The organism is Frigoribacterium sp. VKM Ac-2859, assembly GCF_013204925.1.
GTDB lineage: Bacteria > Actinomycetota > Actinomycetes > Actinomycetales > Microbacteriaceae > Frigoribacterium.
This window is the reverse complement of sequence record NZ_JABMLC010000001.1, coordinates 445,564-460,643: the sequence shown is the minus strand read 5'-3', so window position 1 is coordinate 460,643 and position 15,080 is coordinate 445,564. Positions and strand designations below refer to the sequence as shown.

The 15,080-nt window shown below is 70.0% G+C and carries 11 protein-coding genes; 6 read left to right on the top strand and 5 right to left on the bottom strand.

Annotated elements, in window-relative coordinates:
- Positions 1-228: 228 nt before the first annotated feature.
- From HQQ78_RS02160 to HQQ78_RS02150, 3 genes are read left to right on the top strand one after another with little or no spacing between them, the layout of a single operon-like run.
- Positions 229-1,815: a glycosyltransferase family 2 protein gene (locus tag HQQ78_RS02160; RefSeq protein WP_123570783.1), complete on the top strand. Its 1,587-nt coding sequence runs from the start codon at positions 229-231 to the stop codon at positions 1,813-1,815.
- Positions 1,808-3,391 carry a glycoside hydrolase family 26 protein gene (locus tag HQQ78_RS02155; RefSeq protein WP_173150907.1) on the top strand — a complete coding sequence of 528 codons (1,584 nt, stop codon included), beginning with the start codon at positions 1,808-1,810 and terminating at the stop codon, positions 3,389-3,391. Before HQQ78_RS02160 ends, HQQ78_RS02155 begins: the two co-directional genes overlap by 8 nt.
- A 55-nt stretch (positions 3,392-3,446) precedes the next feature.
- Positions 3,447-4,877, top strand: a complete 1,431-nt coding sequence (locus tag HQQ78_RS02150) for a UDP-glucose/GDP-mannose dehydrogenase family protein (RefSeq protein ID WP_173150906.1) — start codon at positions 3,447-3,449, stop codon at positions 4,875-4,877.
- Between the two features lie 190 nt (positions 4,878-5,067).
- Here HQQ78_RS02150 and glnA read toward each other — a convergent pair whose 3' ends face one another.
- Positions 5,068-6,492 (bottom strand): type I glutamate--ammonia ligase, encoded by a 1,425-nt coding sequence (gene glnA / locus HQQ78_RS02145; RefSeq protein ID WP_043592663.1) that lies wholly within the window; start codon positions 6,490-6,492, stop codon positions 5,068-5,070.
- Positions 6,493-6,630: 138 nt separating this feature from the next.
- Between glnA and HQQ78_RS02140 the strand changes: the two genes are divergently transcribed.
- On the top strand, positions 6,631-7,074 hold the full coding sequence (locus tag HQQ78_RS02140; RefSeq protein WP_056045495.1) for an RDD family protein: 444 nt from the start codon (positions 6,631-6,633) through the stop codon (positions 7,072-7,074).
- A gap of 84 nt (positions 7,075-7,158) precedes the next feature.
- Here HQQ78_RS02140 and HQQ78_RS02135 read toward each other — a convergent pair whose 3' ends face one another.
- Positions 7,159-7,881, bottom strand: coding sequence for a DUF4191 domain-containing protein (locus HQQ78_RS02135; RefSeq protein ID WP_056045492.1), 723 nt, complete (start codon positions 7,879-7,881; stop codon positions 7,159-7,161).
- A gap of 122 nt (positions 7,882-8,003) precedes the next feature.
- On the opposite strand from HQQ78_RS02135, the gene HQQ78_RS02130 reads away from it, so the two are divergent.
- Complete coding sequence (locus HQQ78_RS02130; RefSeq protein WP_173150905.1) at positions 8,004-9,389, top strand: hypothetical protein; 1,386 nt, start codon at positions 8,004-8,006, stop codon at positions 9,387-9,389.
- Between the two features lie 27 nt (positions 9,390-9,416).
- On the opposite strand, the gene sucB is transcribed toward HQQ78_RS02130, so the two are convergent.
- From sucB to HQQ78_RS02115, 3 genes are all read right to left on the bottom strand, one after another.
- On the bottom strand, positions 9,417-10,916 hold the full coding sequence (gene sucB / locus HQQ78_RS02125; protein WP_173150904.1) for a 2-oxoglutarate dehydrogenase, E2 component, dihydrolipoamide succinyltransferase: 1,500 nt from the start codon (positions 10,914-10,916) through the stop codon (positions 9,417-9,419).
- Between the two features lie 89 nt (positions 10,917-11,005).
- Positions 11,006-12,379 (bottom strand): dihydrolipoyl dehydrogenase, encoded by a 1,374-nt coding sequence (gene lpdA, locus HQQ78_RS02120; RefSeq protein WP_159826512.1) that lies wholly within the window; start codon positions 12,377-12,379, stop codon positions 11,006-11,008.
- Between the two features lie 174 nt (positions 12,380-12,553).
- Positions 12,554-14,032, bottom strand: a complete 1,479-nt coding sequence (locus HQQ78_RS02115; protein ID WP_173150903.1) for a leucyl aminopeptidase — start codon at positions 14,030-14,032, stop codon at positions 12,554-12,556.
- A gap of 85 nt (positions 14,033-14,117) precedes the next feature.
- Between HQQ78_RS02115 and HQQ78_RS02110 the strand changes: the two genes are divergently transcribed.
- Positions 14,118-15,044 carry a proteasome assembly chaperone family protein gene (locus tag HQQ78_RS02110; RefSeq protein WP_056047489.1) on the top strand — a complete coding sequence of 309 codons (927 nt, stop codon included), beginning with the start codon at positions 14,118-14,120 and terminating at the stop codon, positions 15,042-15,044.
- Positions 15,045-15,080 lie beyond the last annotated feature (36 nt).

The following is a 15,080-nucleotide window of genomic DNA, read 5'->3' as shown; positions in this document are numbered from 1 at the left end:
CGAACCGATCGAACGGTTCTGTTCGGACGTCGAGCCCTCACCGACGTGTCAGCACTTCTGTCGACAGCACCTTGCCCGACCCGACGTACCCCGACCGGCTCGTCGTGCCACCCGCGGTCGGGGGGTGGTTGTGAGCCGCCCGTGAGTGACTGAGAATTCCCTCAACCCGATAGACCAATTCCCCAGCGTTGCGGAAGCCGATCCCTTCTCACACCTCAGGTGGCCATCGTGTTGACCTTCATCCTGCAGATCCGATCCATGGCGGGCGGATACCCCGAGATCTACCTCTTCGCCGCCTACAGCGCCCTCATCTGGGTGCTCTGGATCATCAAGGTCCTGCTCTCCCGTCGCTATCGCCCCTTCACGGGCGAGTTCCGCGGCACGACCAGCGTCGTCGTCCCCGTCGTGGACGAACCGCTCGACCTCTTCCGGGACGTCATCGGCCGCATGGTCGAACAGGGTCCCGGCGAGATCATCGTCGTCATCAACGGCAAGCCCAACCCCGAGCTCGCCGCCGTCTGCGAGGAGTTCGGGCCGCTCGTCCGGTGGGTGCACACGCCGATCCCGGGCAAGCGCAACGCCGTCATGATCGGCACCGAGCTCAGCCGGGGCGACATCACCGTCCTGGTCGACTCCGACACGGTCTGGACGCCGGGCACCCTCTCCGAGCTGCTCCGTCCGTTCGCCCAGGAGAACGTCGGGGGAGTCACCACCCGCCAGCGCATCCTCGAGCCCGAGCGCAGCTGGATCACGCGGTGGGCCGACTGGCTCGAGAATTCCCGTGCCCTCTACTCGATGCCGGCGCAGAGCGTGCTGGGGCAGATCGGCTGCCTGCCGGGCCGCACCATCGCCTTCCGCCGCGAGATCCTCGTCCGGGTCATGGACAAGTTCATGACGGAGAAGTTCATGGGCGTTTTCCTCGAGGTCAGTGACGACCGCACCCTGACGAACCTCACGCTCAAGGAGGGCTACCGCACCGTCTACCAGCACACCAGCCTCGTCTACACGGACGCCCCGCTCCAGGTCAAGAAGCTCTACAAGCAGCAGCTGCGCTGGGCTCGCGGCAGCCAGTACAACACCCTCCGCATGATGCCGTGGATGGTCGGGCACGCCCCGCTCCTCGCGTTCTTCTTCGCCATGGACATCGTGCTGCCCTTCATGCTCATGGGCGTCATCGGCGGCTGGATCTACCGGGGGATCACCGGCCAGGGCGTGAACCTGTACCGCGGCATCCTCGAGGAGTACGGCGTGCAGACCGGCCTCATCAGCATCGTCGTCCTCATGGTGGTCTCGTCGGTGCTCAGCATGTCGATCCGTCAGATGCGCCACCTGGCCGAGAAGCCCTCGGACTTCTTCCGCCTCCCGGTGTTCATCATCGTGTCGACGTTCTTCCTCATGCCCATCCGGGTCATCGGCTTCTTCCGCATGGGTCACGCCAGCGGTTGGGGCACCCGGGCCGGGGCCTACGCAGGAGGCGCGGCGAACGACGAGATGCAGGGTGCGCTCGACGAGGTGGCCGAGGAGGCCCCCATCGACGCCCTCGAACGGCAGTTCCGCGACGGCGTCGACCCCGGGGTCGACACGCTCTTCGACTTCGGCTCGACTGCCGACGAGACGGACGAACAGGGTGCGGTCCTCGTCCGGAGCCGCAAGGCGGCCCTGGCCGCCGAGGCCGACGGCGCGACCACGCCGGCACCGGTGGCCGCCGTGGCCACCGCCACCGCGCCTCCTCGTCGTCGCCTCAACCCCAAAGCCGGGTTCCCGTACCTGATCGGCGCCGCCATCATCGCCCTGGAGGTCTTCTTCATTGTCTGACTCGACACAGGACTTCGTCACTCCCGTCCACATGCATTCCGGCGCCTGGTGGGCCACCTCGCACGGCAACGCCCGACGCACGGCGCTCGGCGCCACCGCCGTGGTGGTGTTGCTCGCGATGATCTCGTGGCTCATCTGGGTCTCGCCGTCCGACAACATCGTCCGCAGTGCCGTCACCGAGGTCACGGGCGTCGACCCGTCGATCAACGTCTCGTCGCTCAAGGCGGACCGGTCCGCCTTGCTCGACCAGCTGGTCTCCGCGAAGAAGCAGCTCGCCGAGAGCAAGGCCGCCCTGGCCGACGTGCAGCAGCAGGCCTGGACGTCGGAGGGGCAGCTGACCGCGGCGCAGGCGAAGCTCGCCTCCGCCGAGTCGGCGCTGGCCCAGGCACAGTCCGCCGCGGAGTCGGGGGGCGCGGGCACCGGGTCGGGCGCCGCAGGCACCGCCGGTGGTCGGGGGACCGGCGCGTCGACCGGCTCCGGGTCGGGCGGCACGGGGTCGAACGGATCGACCGGAGGCGGCGCCACGGGCCCCGTCACGGTCGAGACGCCGTCCCTCGCCTCGATCATCGACCCCGACTCGCGGTACTTCGGGCTCTTCACGGACCAGGCACCGTTCAACTGGGCGACCTACGACGCGCAGGAGGCGGCGGTCGGTTCCGAGGCCAACATGGTCGGCTACTTCCAGGGCTTCGACCAGGAGTTCCGAGCCGACGCCGTCCGCTCGTCCTGGTCGCGGGGCAAGCTGCCCGTCCTGACGTGGGAGTCGCAGCCGATCAAGGCCGGCAACAACGAGCCCGAACAGCCCGACTACAGCCTGACGAAGATCATCGACGGCAGCTTCGACTCGTACCTGACCACCTACGCCGACGACATCGTGGCCAACGGCATGCCGCTGGCCCTGCGGTTCGACCACGAGATGAACGGCACCTGGTACCCCTGGAGCACCGACTACGGCAACAGCAAGGGCGCCGTCAACGGCAACGGACCCGGGGACTACGTCAAGGCCTGGCAGCACGTCCACGACCTCTTCGAGCGGCAGGGGGCCAACGACCTGGTCGCCTGGATCTGGGCGCCCACGCGGGTCGACCGTCTGGCCACGGGCAAGACGGGCGGGAGCAACCACACCACGGAGGCCTTCCTGGCGACCCTCTACCCGGGCCCCGAGTACGTCGACATCGTGGGCATGTCGGGCTACTACCGCCCGCCGTACGACGACAAGTCCAAGCCGACCTTCGACAGCACCTTCGGGGCCACCCTGAAGCAGCTCCGGGCGATCGCACCGGGCAAGAACATCCTGCTCGCCGAGATCGGTGCCAGCGAGACGGGTGGCTCGTCGGATCCGACGGCCACGAGCGAGAAGGCGCAGTGGTTCAACTCGCTGTTCGCCGCGCTGGCCGATCCGGCGAACGCGGACATCATCGGCTTCTCGTACTTCGACCTCGTCGCCACCACGGTCGTGGACGGGGTGCGGTCGACCAACGACTGGCGCCTCACGTCCCGGTCCGACAGCCTCGCCGCCTTCACCGCGGGGATCACCCGACGCGACGTCGGTTACGACCTGCAGCCGTCGCCGTGACGACAGCCACCACCTTCCCCTTCTCCCGCCTCTTCCCCATCCCCAGGAGCGCATCATGAAGAAAGACGCCACCACCCCCGAGTCCGCCGTCGCCGCGACGGGGGCCGACGCCACCTCGGTGAAGCCCCGAATCAGCGTCATCGGCACCGGCTACCTCGGCGCCACGCACGCGGCGGCCATGGCCGAGATGGGCTTCGACGTCATCGGGGTCGACACCGACCCCGCCAAGGTCGCCGCCCTGGCCGAGGGGCGCGTGCCGTTCTTCGAGCCCGGCCTGCCCGAACTCATCCTCGAGCACGTGGGTTCCGGTCGACTCTCCTTCACCACCGACCTCGCCGAGGCCGTAGCCCTGTCGGACGTGCACTTCATCTGCGTCGGCACGCCGCAGCGCCGGGGGAGTCACGCCGCGAACCTCTCGTACGTCGAGGAGGCGACCCGCAACGTCGCCGCCGCCCTCAGCCACGACGGCCTCATCGTCGGCAAGTCGACCGTCCCGGTCGGTACGGCGGCACACCTGCGCGAGATCGTGGCGGGCGTCGTCCCCGCCGGTGTCTCGGCCGACCTCGTCTGGAACCCCGAGTTCCTCCGCGAGGGCCATGCCGTCGAGGACACGCTGCGTCCCGACCGCATCGTCTTCGGCGGTACCGACGTCCGCACCGAGGCCCTGATGCGTCAGGTCTACGCCCTGCCGATCGCGACGGGCACGCCCGTCATCTCGTGCGACCTGCCGACCGCCGAGCTCGTCAAGGTCAGCGCCAACGCGTTCCTCGCGACGAAGATCTCGTTCATCAACGCCATCAGCGAGTTGTGCGAGGCGGCCGGTGCCAACGTCTCGACCCTCGCCGACGCCCTGGGCTTCGACGACCGCATCGGACGCAAGTTCCTGAACGCGGGGCTCGGCTTCGGCGGCGGGTGCCTGCCGAAGGACATCCGTGCCCTGATGTTCCGGGCCAACGAACTGTCCGCCCACCGCGTCGTCGGGCTCATGCAACAGGTCGACGAGATCAACATGGCCCAGCGCCAGCGGGTCATCGACCAGGCGATCGACGCCTGCGGCGGCTCGGTCCTCAACCGACGCATCGCCGTGCTCGGGGCGGCCTTCAAGCCGCACACCGACGACGTGCGCGACTCGCCGGCCCTCAACGTCGCAGCGGCCCTGCACCTCCGGGGCGCCCAGGTGCTCGTCGTCGACCCCGAGGCCACGCAGACGGCCCAGCGGAGCTTCCCGACGCTGTCATTCGCCGACTCGGCCGCCGAGGCCGTGACGGACGCCGACGCGGTGCTGCTCCTCACCGAGTGGCCCGAGTTCGTCGGGGCGGACGCGGCCGGGCTCGCCGAGCTCGCCGCCAACCCCGTGGTGATCGACGCGCGCAACGTGCTCGACGCCGAGGTCTGGTCGGCCGCCGGCTGGGAGGTCCGTCCGCTGGGCGGCCGTCGCACGCCGGCCCAGCGTCGCGTGCTGACGCCGACCGCCGTACCCGCCTGACCGGATCGTCGGGCACGGGCTGACGGGCCGCCTCCCTCGGGAGGCGGCCCGTCCTGCGTGCGCCCCCGCGCCTCCTGGTCCGGGGTGACCCCGAGGAGGCGCGGGTTCGTCACCCCGAGGACCGCTGCGGCAGCGACGCGAGAGGCCCGCACCCCCTGGGGGGATGCGGGCCTCTCGTGGTGCGACGGCGTCAGACGCCGAAGTACAGCTCGAACTCGAAGGGGTGAGGACGCTGCGCCATGGGCAGGATCTCCTTCTCGCGCTTGTAGGCGATCCAGGTCTCGATGAGGTCCTCGGTGAACACGTTGCCCTTGGTCAGGAACTCGTGGTCGGCCTCGAGCGCGTCGAGCGCACCCTCGAGCGACGCGGGCACCTGCGGGATGTTCTTCGCCTCCTCGGGCGGCAGCTCGTAGAGGTCCTTGTCGACCGGCTCGTGCGGCTCGATGCGGTTCTGGATGCCGTCGAGGCCGGCCATCAGCTGCGCGGCGAAGGCCAGGTACGGGTTCGAGGCGGCGTCGGGGACGCGGAACTCGATGCGCTTGGCCTTCGGGTTCGTGCCGGTGATCGGGATGCGGATGGCCGCCGAACGGTTGCCGGCCGAGTACACGAGGTTCACGGGCGCCTCGAAGCCCGGGATAAGACGGTGGTACGAGTTGATCGACGGGTTCGTGAAGGCGAGGACGGCGGGAGCGTGCTTGAGCAGGCCACCGATGTACCAGCGGGCGAGGTCGGACAGGCCGCCGTAGCCGTTCTCGTCGTAGAACAGTGGCTTGCCGTCGTTCCAGAGCGACTGGTGGGTGTGCATGCCCGAACCGTTGTCGCCGAAGAGGGGCTTCGGCATGAAGGTCGCGACCTTGCCCCACTGCTCGGCGGTGTTCTTGACGATGTACTTGAACTTGAGGATGTCGTCCGCGGCGTGGACCATCGTGTCGAACTTGTAGTTGATCTCCTGCTGGCCGCCGGTGCCCACCTCGTGGTGCGCACGCTCGAGCTCGAGGCCCGAGTCGATCAGCTTGAGGCTGATGTCGTCGCGCAGGTCGGCCGTCTTGTCGACGGGGCTGACGGGGAAGTAGCCGCCCTTGTACGCCGTCTTGTTGGCGAGGTTCCCGCCCTCTTCGACGCGGCCGGTGTTCCAGGCGCCCTCTTCGGAGTCGACGCTGTAGAAGCTGGCGTTCTGCTTCACCTCGTAGCGGACGTCGTCGAAGATGTAGAACTCCGCCTCGGGGGCGAAGAAGGCGGTGTCGGCGATGCCGGTCGACGCGAGGTACTTCTCGGCCTTCTTGGCGACCTGACGCGGGTCACGGCTGTACAGCTCGCCGTTACGCGGGTTGAAGATGTCGAAGACGAGGACGAGCGTGCGCTCGGCGCGGAACGGGTCGACGTACCCGGTCGTGACGTCGGGGATGAGCTGCATGTCCGACTCGTGGATCGAGGCGAAGCCCCGGATGGAGGACCCGTCGAAGAGCTGTCCGACGGAGAAGAACTCCTCGTCGACCGTGGAGGCGGGGATGTTGAAGTGCTGCTGGACACCGGGAAGATCGGTGAAGCGGATGTCAAGGAACTTGACGTCGGTGTCCTTGATGAACTTCAGCACCTCGGAAGAATCAGTGAACATCTAGATGTCTCTCCAATGGGCTTGGAACGGATCGGATGCGGGACGCAGCCTCCGTCGAGGCTACGGAGGGGCCGTTTCGCTGCGGTGTCCCTGATGTTTCGGGCATGTTACGGCTCGGCCCCTCGGTAGGCTCGATGCATGCCCGATCGCACCGCGCCTCCTTCCCGTCCCGCCTCCGTGGGCGGCCCCGACGACGGCGCGCAACGCTGGCCGGGTGAGCGTCTCGGGCTGCCCGAGAAGGGGCCGCGCTCCGTGGCCCGACTCGGACGGCGCGTGGGGGGGCTGGCCGTCGACTGGGCGATCGCCTACGCCGTCGCCGCACTCTTCTTCGGCGGTGAGGGCCTGGCCATCACCGGGGTGTTCCTGCTGATGCAGATCCTGTTCCTGGTGCTCTTCGGCGGCACCCTCGGGCACCTCGCCCTGGGCATGCGCCTCGTGCCGATGGCGGGCGGTCGCATCGGCGTCGGCCGGCCGGTCCTGCGGTCGGTGCTGCTCGTGCTCGTCATCCCGGCCGTCGTCTGGGACCTCGATCAGCGCGGGCTGCACGATCGCGTCGCCGGGACGCTGCTCGTCCGCGTCTGAAGCACCCGTCCCGTACGCACGACGGCGCCCCTCCTGGTCGGAGGGGCGCCGTCGTCACGTCACGTCGAGGCGGGGGTCGCCGGGTCAGCGCGGACGGCCCGACCGCACCTTGAAGGGGTCGACACCCTTGGGGATGGGCAGGCCGTTCTGGCCGAGGGACTGGAGGCGGTTGCTGACGGCCAGCACCTCGTTGCGGTTGATGGACGACTTGAGCTTGTTCATGCGTCCGGCGAGCTTGTGGAGGGGCACGGAGTCGGCATCGGGACCGACGTTCAGCACGTGGACCGGCACGTTCGGCAGGATGCGCGTGACCTTGCGACGCTCTTCGTCGACGAGTCGGCGGGTCTGGCCGGCGCCGCCCTCGGCGATGAGCACCACGCCCGGCCGGCCGACCGCGCGGTACACCGCGGCCTGACTGCGCCCCTGGACGGCGACGGGCATCTCGGCGGCGCGCCACGCACGACGCAGGCCGCTCTTCATGACGGCACCGACGGCACCCGGCTGCCCCTCGATCTGCGAGTAGGCCGCGCGCTCGGCCTTCCGACCCAGCACGATCAGCAGCAGCAGGAACCCGAGCATGACACCGACGACGATGTAGAGCACCAGCGCGAGCACGTTGCCACCCGTGAGCAGCAGCGCCGCGGCCACGCCGAGCAGCACGGGCACGAAGAACGCCAGCAGCATCATCGGCAGCGCCGTCTTGTCGACGCGGCGGGTCATCTGGAAGACCTGCCACATCTGCTTGAAACGGCCGGGTTCCTTCGGCGGTTTCGGGGACGTGTTCTCGGGAGACGTGCGTCGAGCCATGTGCACCAGGATACGGGGTCGGCGGTCCCGACGAATCCTCCCCAGGGACTCCGGTCCGTCGCCGGTCGACAGGGCTCCCCGGCGGGAGGGCGCCGACGACCACCGGACGACACCATCGCCTCATGACGAACGAGTCGATCGGCCCCTACCGCGTGCTCTCCCGGCGCCTCGACGGCGGGGCGGAGCGCATCCTCGCCGAGGCGCCCGACGGCTCACGCGTCGTGCTCAGGAGGCGCGGGTCACGTCCGACCGGGCGCTCTCCCGTCGCCGAGGCGGTCGCCTTCTCCCGGGCGGACCACGCCCACGTCGCCACCCTCGTCGACGTGGTGACGGACCCGTCCGGCGAGGTCGTGCTCGTCTTCGCGGACGTCGGCGGCGACCCACTCGCCTCGTGGCTGGCCGCCCGCGGTCGGCCCGAGACCGGGGAGGTCATCACCCTCGTCGTCCCCGTGCTCGGCGCCATCCAGCATCTGGCCCGTCGGGGCACGGCCGTGCGTGCGCTGGACGTCGACGACGTCGAGATCGACGCCCGCGGGGCACCCGTCCTGGTCGGCGTCCATCCTGTGGACGCGGGGTCGGATGCGGGGCCGGACGCCGAGCGCACCTCGCTGCCCGTGGCGGCGGAGTTCGCCCGGGCCCTGGTCGAGCGGGCGGTGCGACCGGCCTCGCGATCCTCGCCGCCGGTCCTGGACTCGACGAGCTTCGAGTCCCTCGTCGAATCGGTCTTCGACCTCGGCGAGGCTGTCCCGCTCTCGAGTGTCGACGCCGTGGTCGAGGGCGACGAGGTCCCCCAGGGCGAACGCGTCGAGTCGGTCGCAGCGGACGAACGGGTCATGCCGGGCTGGCTCGCCCTCCTGCCCGAGTCGGAGGCGATCGACCGGGTGATCGCGGGCGTGGCCGACCTCCGCCCACGGCGGCTGGTCGACGCCCTGCGAGCCGTCCGTCGGCGATACCGACTGCTCGCGGCCGCGGGCGTCGTCGTCGCCGGGGTGGCTCTCGTCCTCGGACCGGCCGCCTCGGGACGTGATGACGTTCCACGTCAGGACGGACCGTCCGACGGGGTGGGTCCGGTCGCGCCCGGGTCCGAGTCGTCGGCGCCGGTGAGCCCGTCCGGCGACTCCGCGGACACCCGCACGCCTGCACCCGCTCGGACGGGCGGGGCGGTGACGCCCGGCGAGGTCGAAGCCCTGGTGGGGGGTGACGATGCCGGTGCGGCCGCCGAGGTGCTCCTGCAGGCACGGCTGACGTGCCTGCGCGACGTCACGCCGAGTTGTCTCGACGCCGTCGATCAACCCGGTTCACCGATCGCCCTCCGGGACGCCGACGTGCTCGACGACCCCTCGCTCGCCGCGGCGGCGACGGTCCCTCTCGAGCTCACGGGACGAATGTCACGAACCGGGGGGACGGTGTTCCTCGAGGCGACGGGCCCGCACGGCGAAACGGCCTCGGTCCTCGTGATGAGGACCGAGGCCGGTTGGCGGCTTCGCGACGTGATCGTCGATCGGTGAGGCCGGTCGGGCCTCACGCGAGGGGCGTCAGATGCCGAGCTTGGACGTGAAGTCCCCGCCCTCGAGGCGCTCCTTGACGGCGACCAGGAAGCGCGCCGCGTCGGCGCCGTCGACGATGCGGTGGTCGTACGACAGGGCCAGGTAGACCATGGACCGGATGGCAATGGACTCCGAACCGTCGGCCTTGATGACCACGGGGCGCTTGACGACGATGCCGGTGCCGAGGATGGCCACCTGCGGAAGGAAGACCACGGGGGTGTCGAACAGGGCGCCGCGCGATCCCGTGTTGGTGACGGTGAAGGTGCCACCGGCCAGCTCGTCAGGCTTCAGCTTGTTGTCACGCGTGCGCTGCGCGAGGTCGGCGATCTGGCCGGCGATGCCCGCGAGGTCGAGGTCCGAGGCGTTCTTGATGACCGGCGTCAGCAGGCCGCGCTCCGTGTCGACCGCCATGGCCACGTGCTCGTGGTCGGGGTAGACGATCGAGTCACCGTCGACGGTGGCGTTCAGCTTCGGGTGCGCCTTGAGCGCCTCGGCGGCCGCCAGGGTGAAGAACGGCAGGAAGGACAGCTTGTTGCCGGTCTTCTCGAGGAAGGCACCCTTGTTGGCGTCGCGGAAGGCCGCGACCTTGGTGACGTCGACCTCGACCACGCTGGTGAGTTGGGCCATGGCCTGCATCGACTGGACCGCACGCTCGGCGACGACCTTGCGGAGGCGCGACATCGGAACGGTCGTGCCGCGCAACGGCGACACCTCGATCGGGGCGGGACCGGAGGAGGCCGGCTCCGAGGTCGTCGAGGTCGCGGCGGCTTCGGCGGCGGCGAGGACGTCCTCCTTGCGGATGCGACCGCCGACGCCACTGCCGGACAGGGTCGAGATGTCGACACCCTTCTCGTTCGCCAGCTTGCGGACGAGCGGGGTGACGTAACCGACCGGCGCACCGCTGCTCGGGGCCGGCGTGGCGGGTGCCGACGTCTCGGACGAACCCGTGGCGGGCGACGGCGTCGGTGCCGACGGGGCCGGCTGCTCGCTGCTGGGCCGGGCGGCCTGGGGCTGTGCGGCGGCCGGCTGCTGGCCGGCGGCGTCCTGCTGTGCGCCGTCCTGCTGTGCGGCGGGCGCGGGGTCCACCGCGGGGGCGGGCTCGGGCGCGCTGGCGGCTGAGTCCTCACCCGGGGCAGGGGCCGCGGACGACGGGAGCTCGGGCTCCTCGGCCTCCGGCTCGGCAGGTGCCGAGGGTGCCTGCTCCGGCTCTGCGGCGGCTTCCGGTTCGTCCGCCGGCGACTGCGAGGCGCTGCCGTCTCCGATGCGGACGAGGGCCGTGCCCACCTCGACGGTCTCGTCCTCGGCGACGAGGATCTCCTCGATCACGCCGGCGACGGGCGAAGGGATCTCGGTGTCGACCTTGTCGGTCGAGACCTCGAGCAGCGGCTCGTCGACCTCGACGCGGTCACCGACGTTCTTCAACCAGCGGGTGACCGTACCCTCGGTGACACTCTCTCCGAGTGCCGGGAGGTTGACGGATTCGCTCATCTGTGGGGCTCCTTTGACGACATGTGTGTCTGTGGTTGCTCTGGTGGTGGTGCGGGCCCCTGCTGAGCAGGAGCGATGGTGCCAGGGATCTACATCGCGTGCAGCGGTTTGCCCGCGAGGGCCAGCATGGCTTCGCCGAGGGCTTCGTTCTGGGTGGGGTGCGCGTGGATCAGGGGAGCGACGTCCTCCGGGTAGGCCTCCCAGTTGACGGCGAGCTGTGCCTCACCGATCAGTTCGCCGACACGGGCGCCGATCATGTGCACGCCCACGACGGGACCGTCGACGACGCGGACCACCTTGACCGAGCCGCTGGTCCCGATGATGTGGCTCTTGCCGTTGCCCGCGAGGTTGTAGTCGTAGCTGGTGACCTTGTCGGCGCCGTACTGGTCGGCGGCCTTGACCTCGGTCAGGCCGACCGAAGCGACTTCGGGGTCGGAGTAGGTGACCTTGGGGATGTTCACGTCGGAGATCACCTGCGGCTTGAGGCCGGCGATCTCTTCCGCGACGAAGATGCCGTGCTGGAAGCTGCGGTGCGCGAGCTGCAGGCCGGGCACGATGTCGCCCAGGGCGTAGACGCCGGGCACGTTCGTCGCGAGACGTTCGTTCGTCAGGACGAAACCGCGGTCCATCGTGATGCCGACCTCTTCGTAGCCGAGACCGGCGGTCGACGGGCCACGGCCGACGGCGACGAGCATGAGGTCGGCGTCGAACGTCTTGCCGTCCTCGAGGGTGACGACGACGCCGTCGTCGTTCTGCTCGACTCCCTGGAACCGGACGCCCAGCGAGAAGGCGATGCCGCGCTTGCGGAACGCGCGCTCGAACTGCTTCGAGATCGACTCCTCCTCGTTGGGGACGAGGTGCGGCAGGGCCTCGACGATGGTCACGTCGACGCCGAAGCTCTTCCAGACGCTGGCGAACTCGACGCCGATGACGCCACCGCCGAGGATGACGACCTTGTTCGGCACGTGGTCGAGCGCGAGGGCGTGCTCGCTGGTGATGACCTTGCCGCCGATCTCGAGACCGGGGAGGCTCCGCGAGTACGAACCCGTCGCGAGCACGACGTTCTTGGCCTTGAGCGTGGTCTCGCCGACCTGGACGGTCGAGGGCGACGTGAGCTTGCCCTCACCCTCGACGGTCGTGATGCCACGTGCCTTGACGAGCCCCTGGAGACCCTTGTACTTGCTGGCGACGATGCCCTCGCGGTACGAGGTAACGGCGGCGATGTCGATGCCGTGGAAATCGGTGTTGACGCCGTACTTGGCGGATTCGCGCGACACGTCGGCCACCTCGGCCGAGTGCAACAGCGCCTTGGTGGGGATGCAGCCTCGGTGGAGGCACGTGCCCCCGACCTTGTCCTTCTCGACGAGTGCGACGCTCAGGCCCAACTCGCTCGCTCGCAGCGCTGCGGCGTATCCGCCGCTCCCGCCACCGAGCACCACCAGGTCAAAATTCTGTTCCGACACCCAGCAACTCCCTCGTGCGTCCGCGGTGCCCCGACGCCGAGGCGGGGCCGTCGCGGTGGCGACGACGCCCGTCCCCGAACCGACCGCACCGTTCGGCGGCGTCGTCGTGACGCGCGTCGGAGGATGCTCTCGGGGGACCGATCTCAGCGGGTTTCTCCCGCCCCCTCGACCCTACTACGCAGCAGAAAACTTGTCGGCCAGCTCGATCAGGGTACGGACGGTCACGCCCGTCGAGCCCTTGGCCGTGTAGCCGTATCCGCCGCCCTTGTTGTTGGACGGACCGGCGATGTCGAGGTGGGCCCAGGGGATCGGCGTCGTCGTGCCCTCCCGCGAGCCGACGAACTCGTTGAGGAAGACGCCGGCGAGCAGCATGCCTGCGGCCGTGTTGCCCGGGGTCGCGTTCACGAGGTCGGCCACGTCGGAGTTCAGGCGCGCGCGGAGTTCGGAGGCCAGCGGCATGCGCCAGAAGGTCTCGCCGGCCGTGTCGGCGAGCGACACGATCTCGGACGCGAGGTCGTCGTTGCCCATGACGCCGACGTAGCGCATGCCCAGGGCGACGACCTGGGCACCCGTGAGGGTGGCCACGTCGACGATGGCGTCGGGCTGCTCGTCGCTCGCCGCGACCAACCCGTCCGCCATGACCAGGCGGCCCTCGGCGTCGGTGTTCGTCACCTCGACGGTCGTGCCGCCCTTGATGGTGAGGACGTCGTCGGGTCGGATCGCCGTGCCGCTCGGCATGTTCTCGGCGATGCAGAGCCAGGCGGTCAGCCGCACGGGGAGCCGCAGCTTGGCCACGGCCACCGTCACGGCGAGGACCGTGGCGGCCCCCGTCATGTCGTCCTTCATGCCGAGCATGCTCCCGGCGGGCTTGAGGGACAACCCGCCCGTGTCGTACGTGATGCCCTTGCCGACCAGGGCGAGGTGCTTGGCGGCTCCGGCGGGGGAGTACTCGACCTTGACGAGTCGGGGACCGCGGCTCGAGCCCTGGCCGACGCCGAGGATGCCCCCGTACCCGCCGTCACGGAGGCCGTCCTCGTCGAGCACGGTCACCGAGAGGGCGTCGTCCGACGCGTGCGCGACGGCGAAGTCGGCGAGTGCCTGGGGGTACATCTGCTGCGGGGGAGTCGTGGCGAGGTCACGGACGGTGTGCACCGCCTCGGCCACCACGGCGGCACGGTCGAGGACGGACTCCTGGACCTCCGTGGCCGTCGCGAGGGCGATGTCGCGAGCGTGTCGACGGGTGTCGGACGCCGAGGAGTGCCGGAACGCGTCGAACTCGTACGAGGCGATCGCGGCGCCCTCGAGGGCGGCCAGTGCGTCGGCGGCGTCGCCCACGGGCAGGGCCAGGACGACCCGGTCGACGGCCGTGAGCTGACGGACGGCCGAGCCGGCGGCGTAGCGCAGGCTCTCGGCCGTGACGGCGTCGCCCAGGCCGACCAGCGCCACGATGGTGGCCGTGACGCCGGACGCGGGGACCTTGACGAGTTCGTCCCGCGCGCCCGTCACACCGAGGGCGGCGAAGGACTCGGCGAGCCCCGGGACCTCGAGGGTCGGCTCGGGACCGTCGGCCCCCTTCACCACTCCGACGACGAGGACGTCGGCCTCGGCGGTGATCGGATCGGACGGCAGGACGGAGAGGGTGGCGACGGTCATCCATCCATCGTATCCACCGTGGTGTTCGCTCTCGGCACGTGGTCGCGGGCCCTCCTGGCGACGACCGGTGCCTAGCATGGAGACCATGCACGACCCCGCAGCTCTCTACGACTTCACCCCCGACGCCGACGGCGTGCCCGAGGGCCTCCCGCTCGTCGCCGGACTCACCGGGTTCGCCGACGCGGGCTCGGCGGTGAGCCAGCTCGCGGAGTACGTCCTCGACACCCTCGACCACACCCTCGTGGCGACGTTCGACGCCGACGAGCTCCTCGACTACCGGGCCCGTCGCCCGACCTTCACGTTCGACCAGGACCACATCTCCGAGATCGAGCCGTCGACCCTCTCCCTCTACCTCGTCCACGACGACCTCGGTCAGCGGTTCCTCCTCCTGGCGGGCTTCGAACCCGACTTCCAGTGGCAGCGCTTCACCGCGGCCGTCGTGCAGCTCGTCGAGCGCTACCGCGTCTCGACCACGACCTGGGTGCACTCGATCCCGATGCCCGTGCCCCACACCCGTCCCATCGGCGTGACGGTCAGCGGCAACCGGTCCGACCTGGTCGAGGCGATGTCCGTCTGGAAGCCCGTGACCCAGGCCCCCGCCAACGCCCTGCACCTCGTCGAACACCGGCTCGGCGAGACGGGTCACCCCACGGCGGGCTTCGTCCTGCTCGTCCCGCACTACCTGGCCGACACCGAGTTCCCCGACGCCGCCGTGGCGGCACTGTCGAGCATCAGTGCCGCGACGGGTCTGATCTTCCCGACCGACCGCCTCCGCGAAGAGGGTCGTGACTTCATGGTCAAGGTCGACGAGCAGGTTGCCGGCAACCACGAGCTCTCGCGCCTGGTCGCCACGCTCGAGGAACGTCACGACACCTACATGCAGGGAAACCCGCTGCCGTCGCCGTTGACCGACCAGGACGGCCAGGTGCCCACGGCCGACGCACTGGCGGCCGAACTCGAGAAGTTCCTCGCCACACGGCGGGTCGACGGCGAGGGCGACGACCGCGCCTGACCGGCACCGCACCTCCCGGGTCCGTTCCGATCCGCG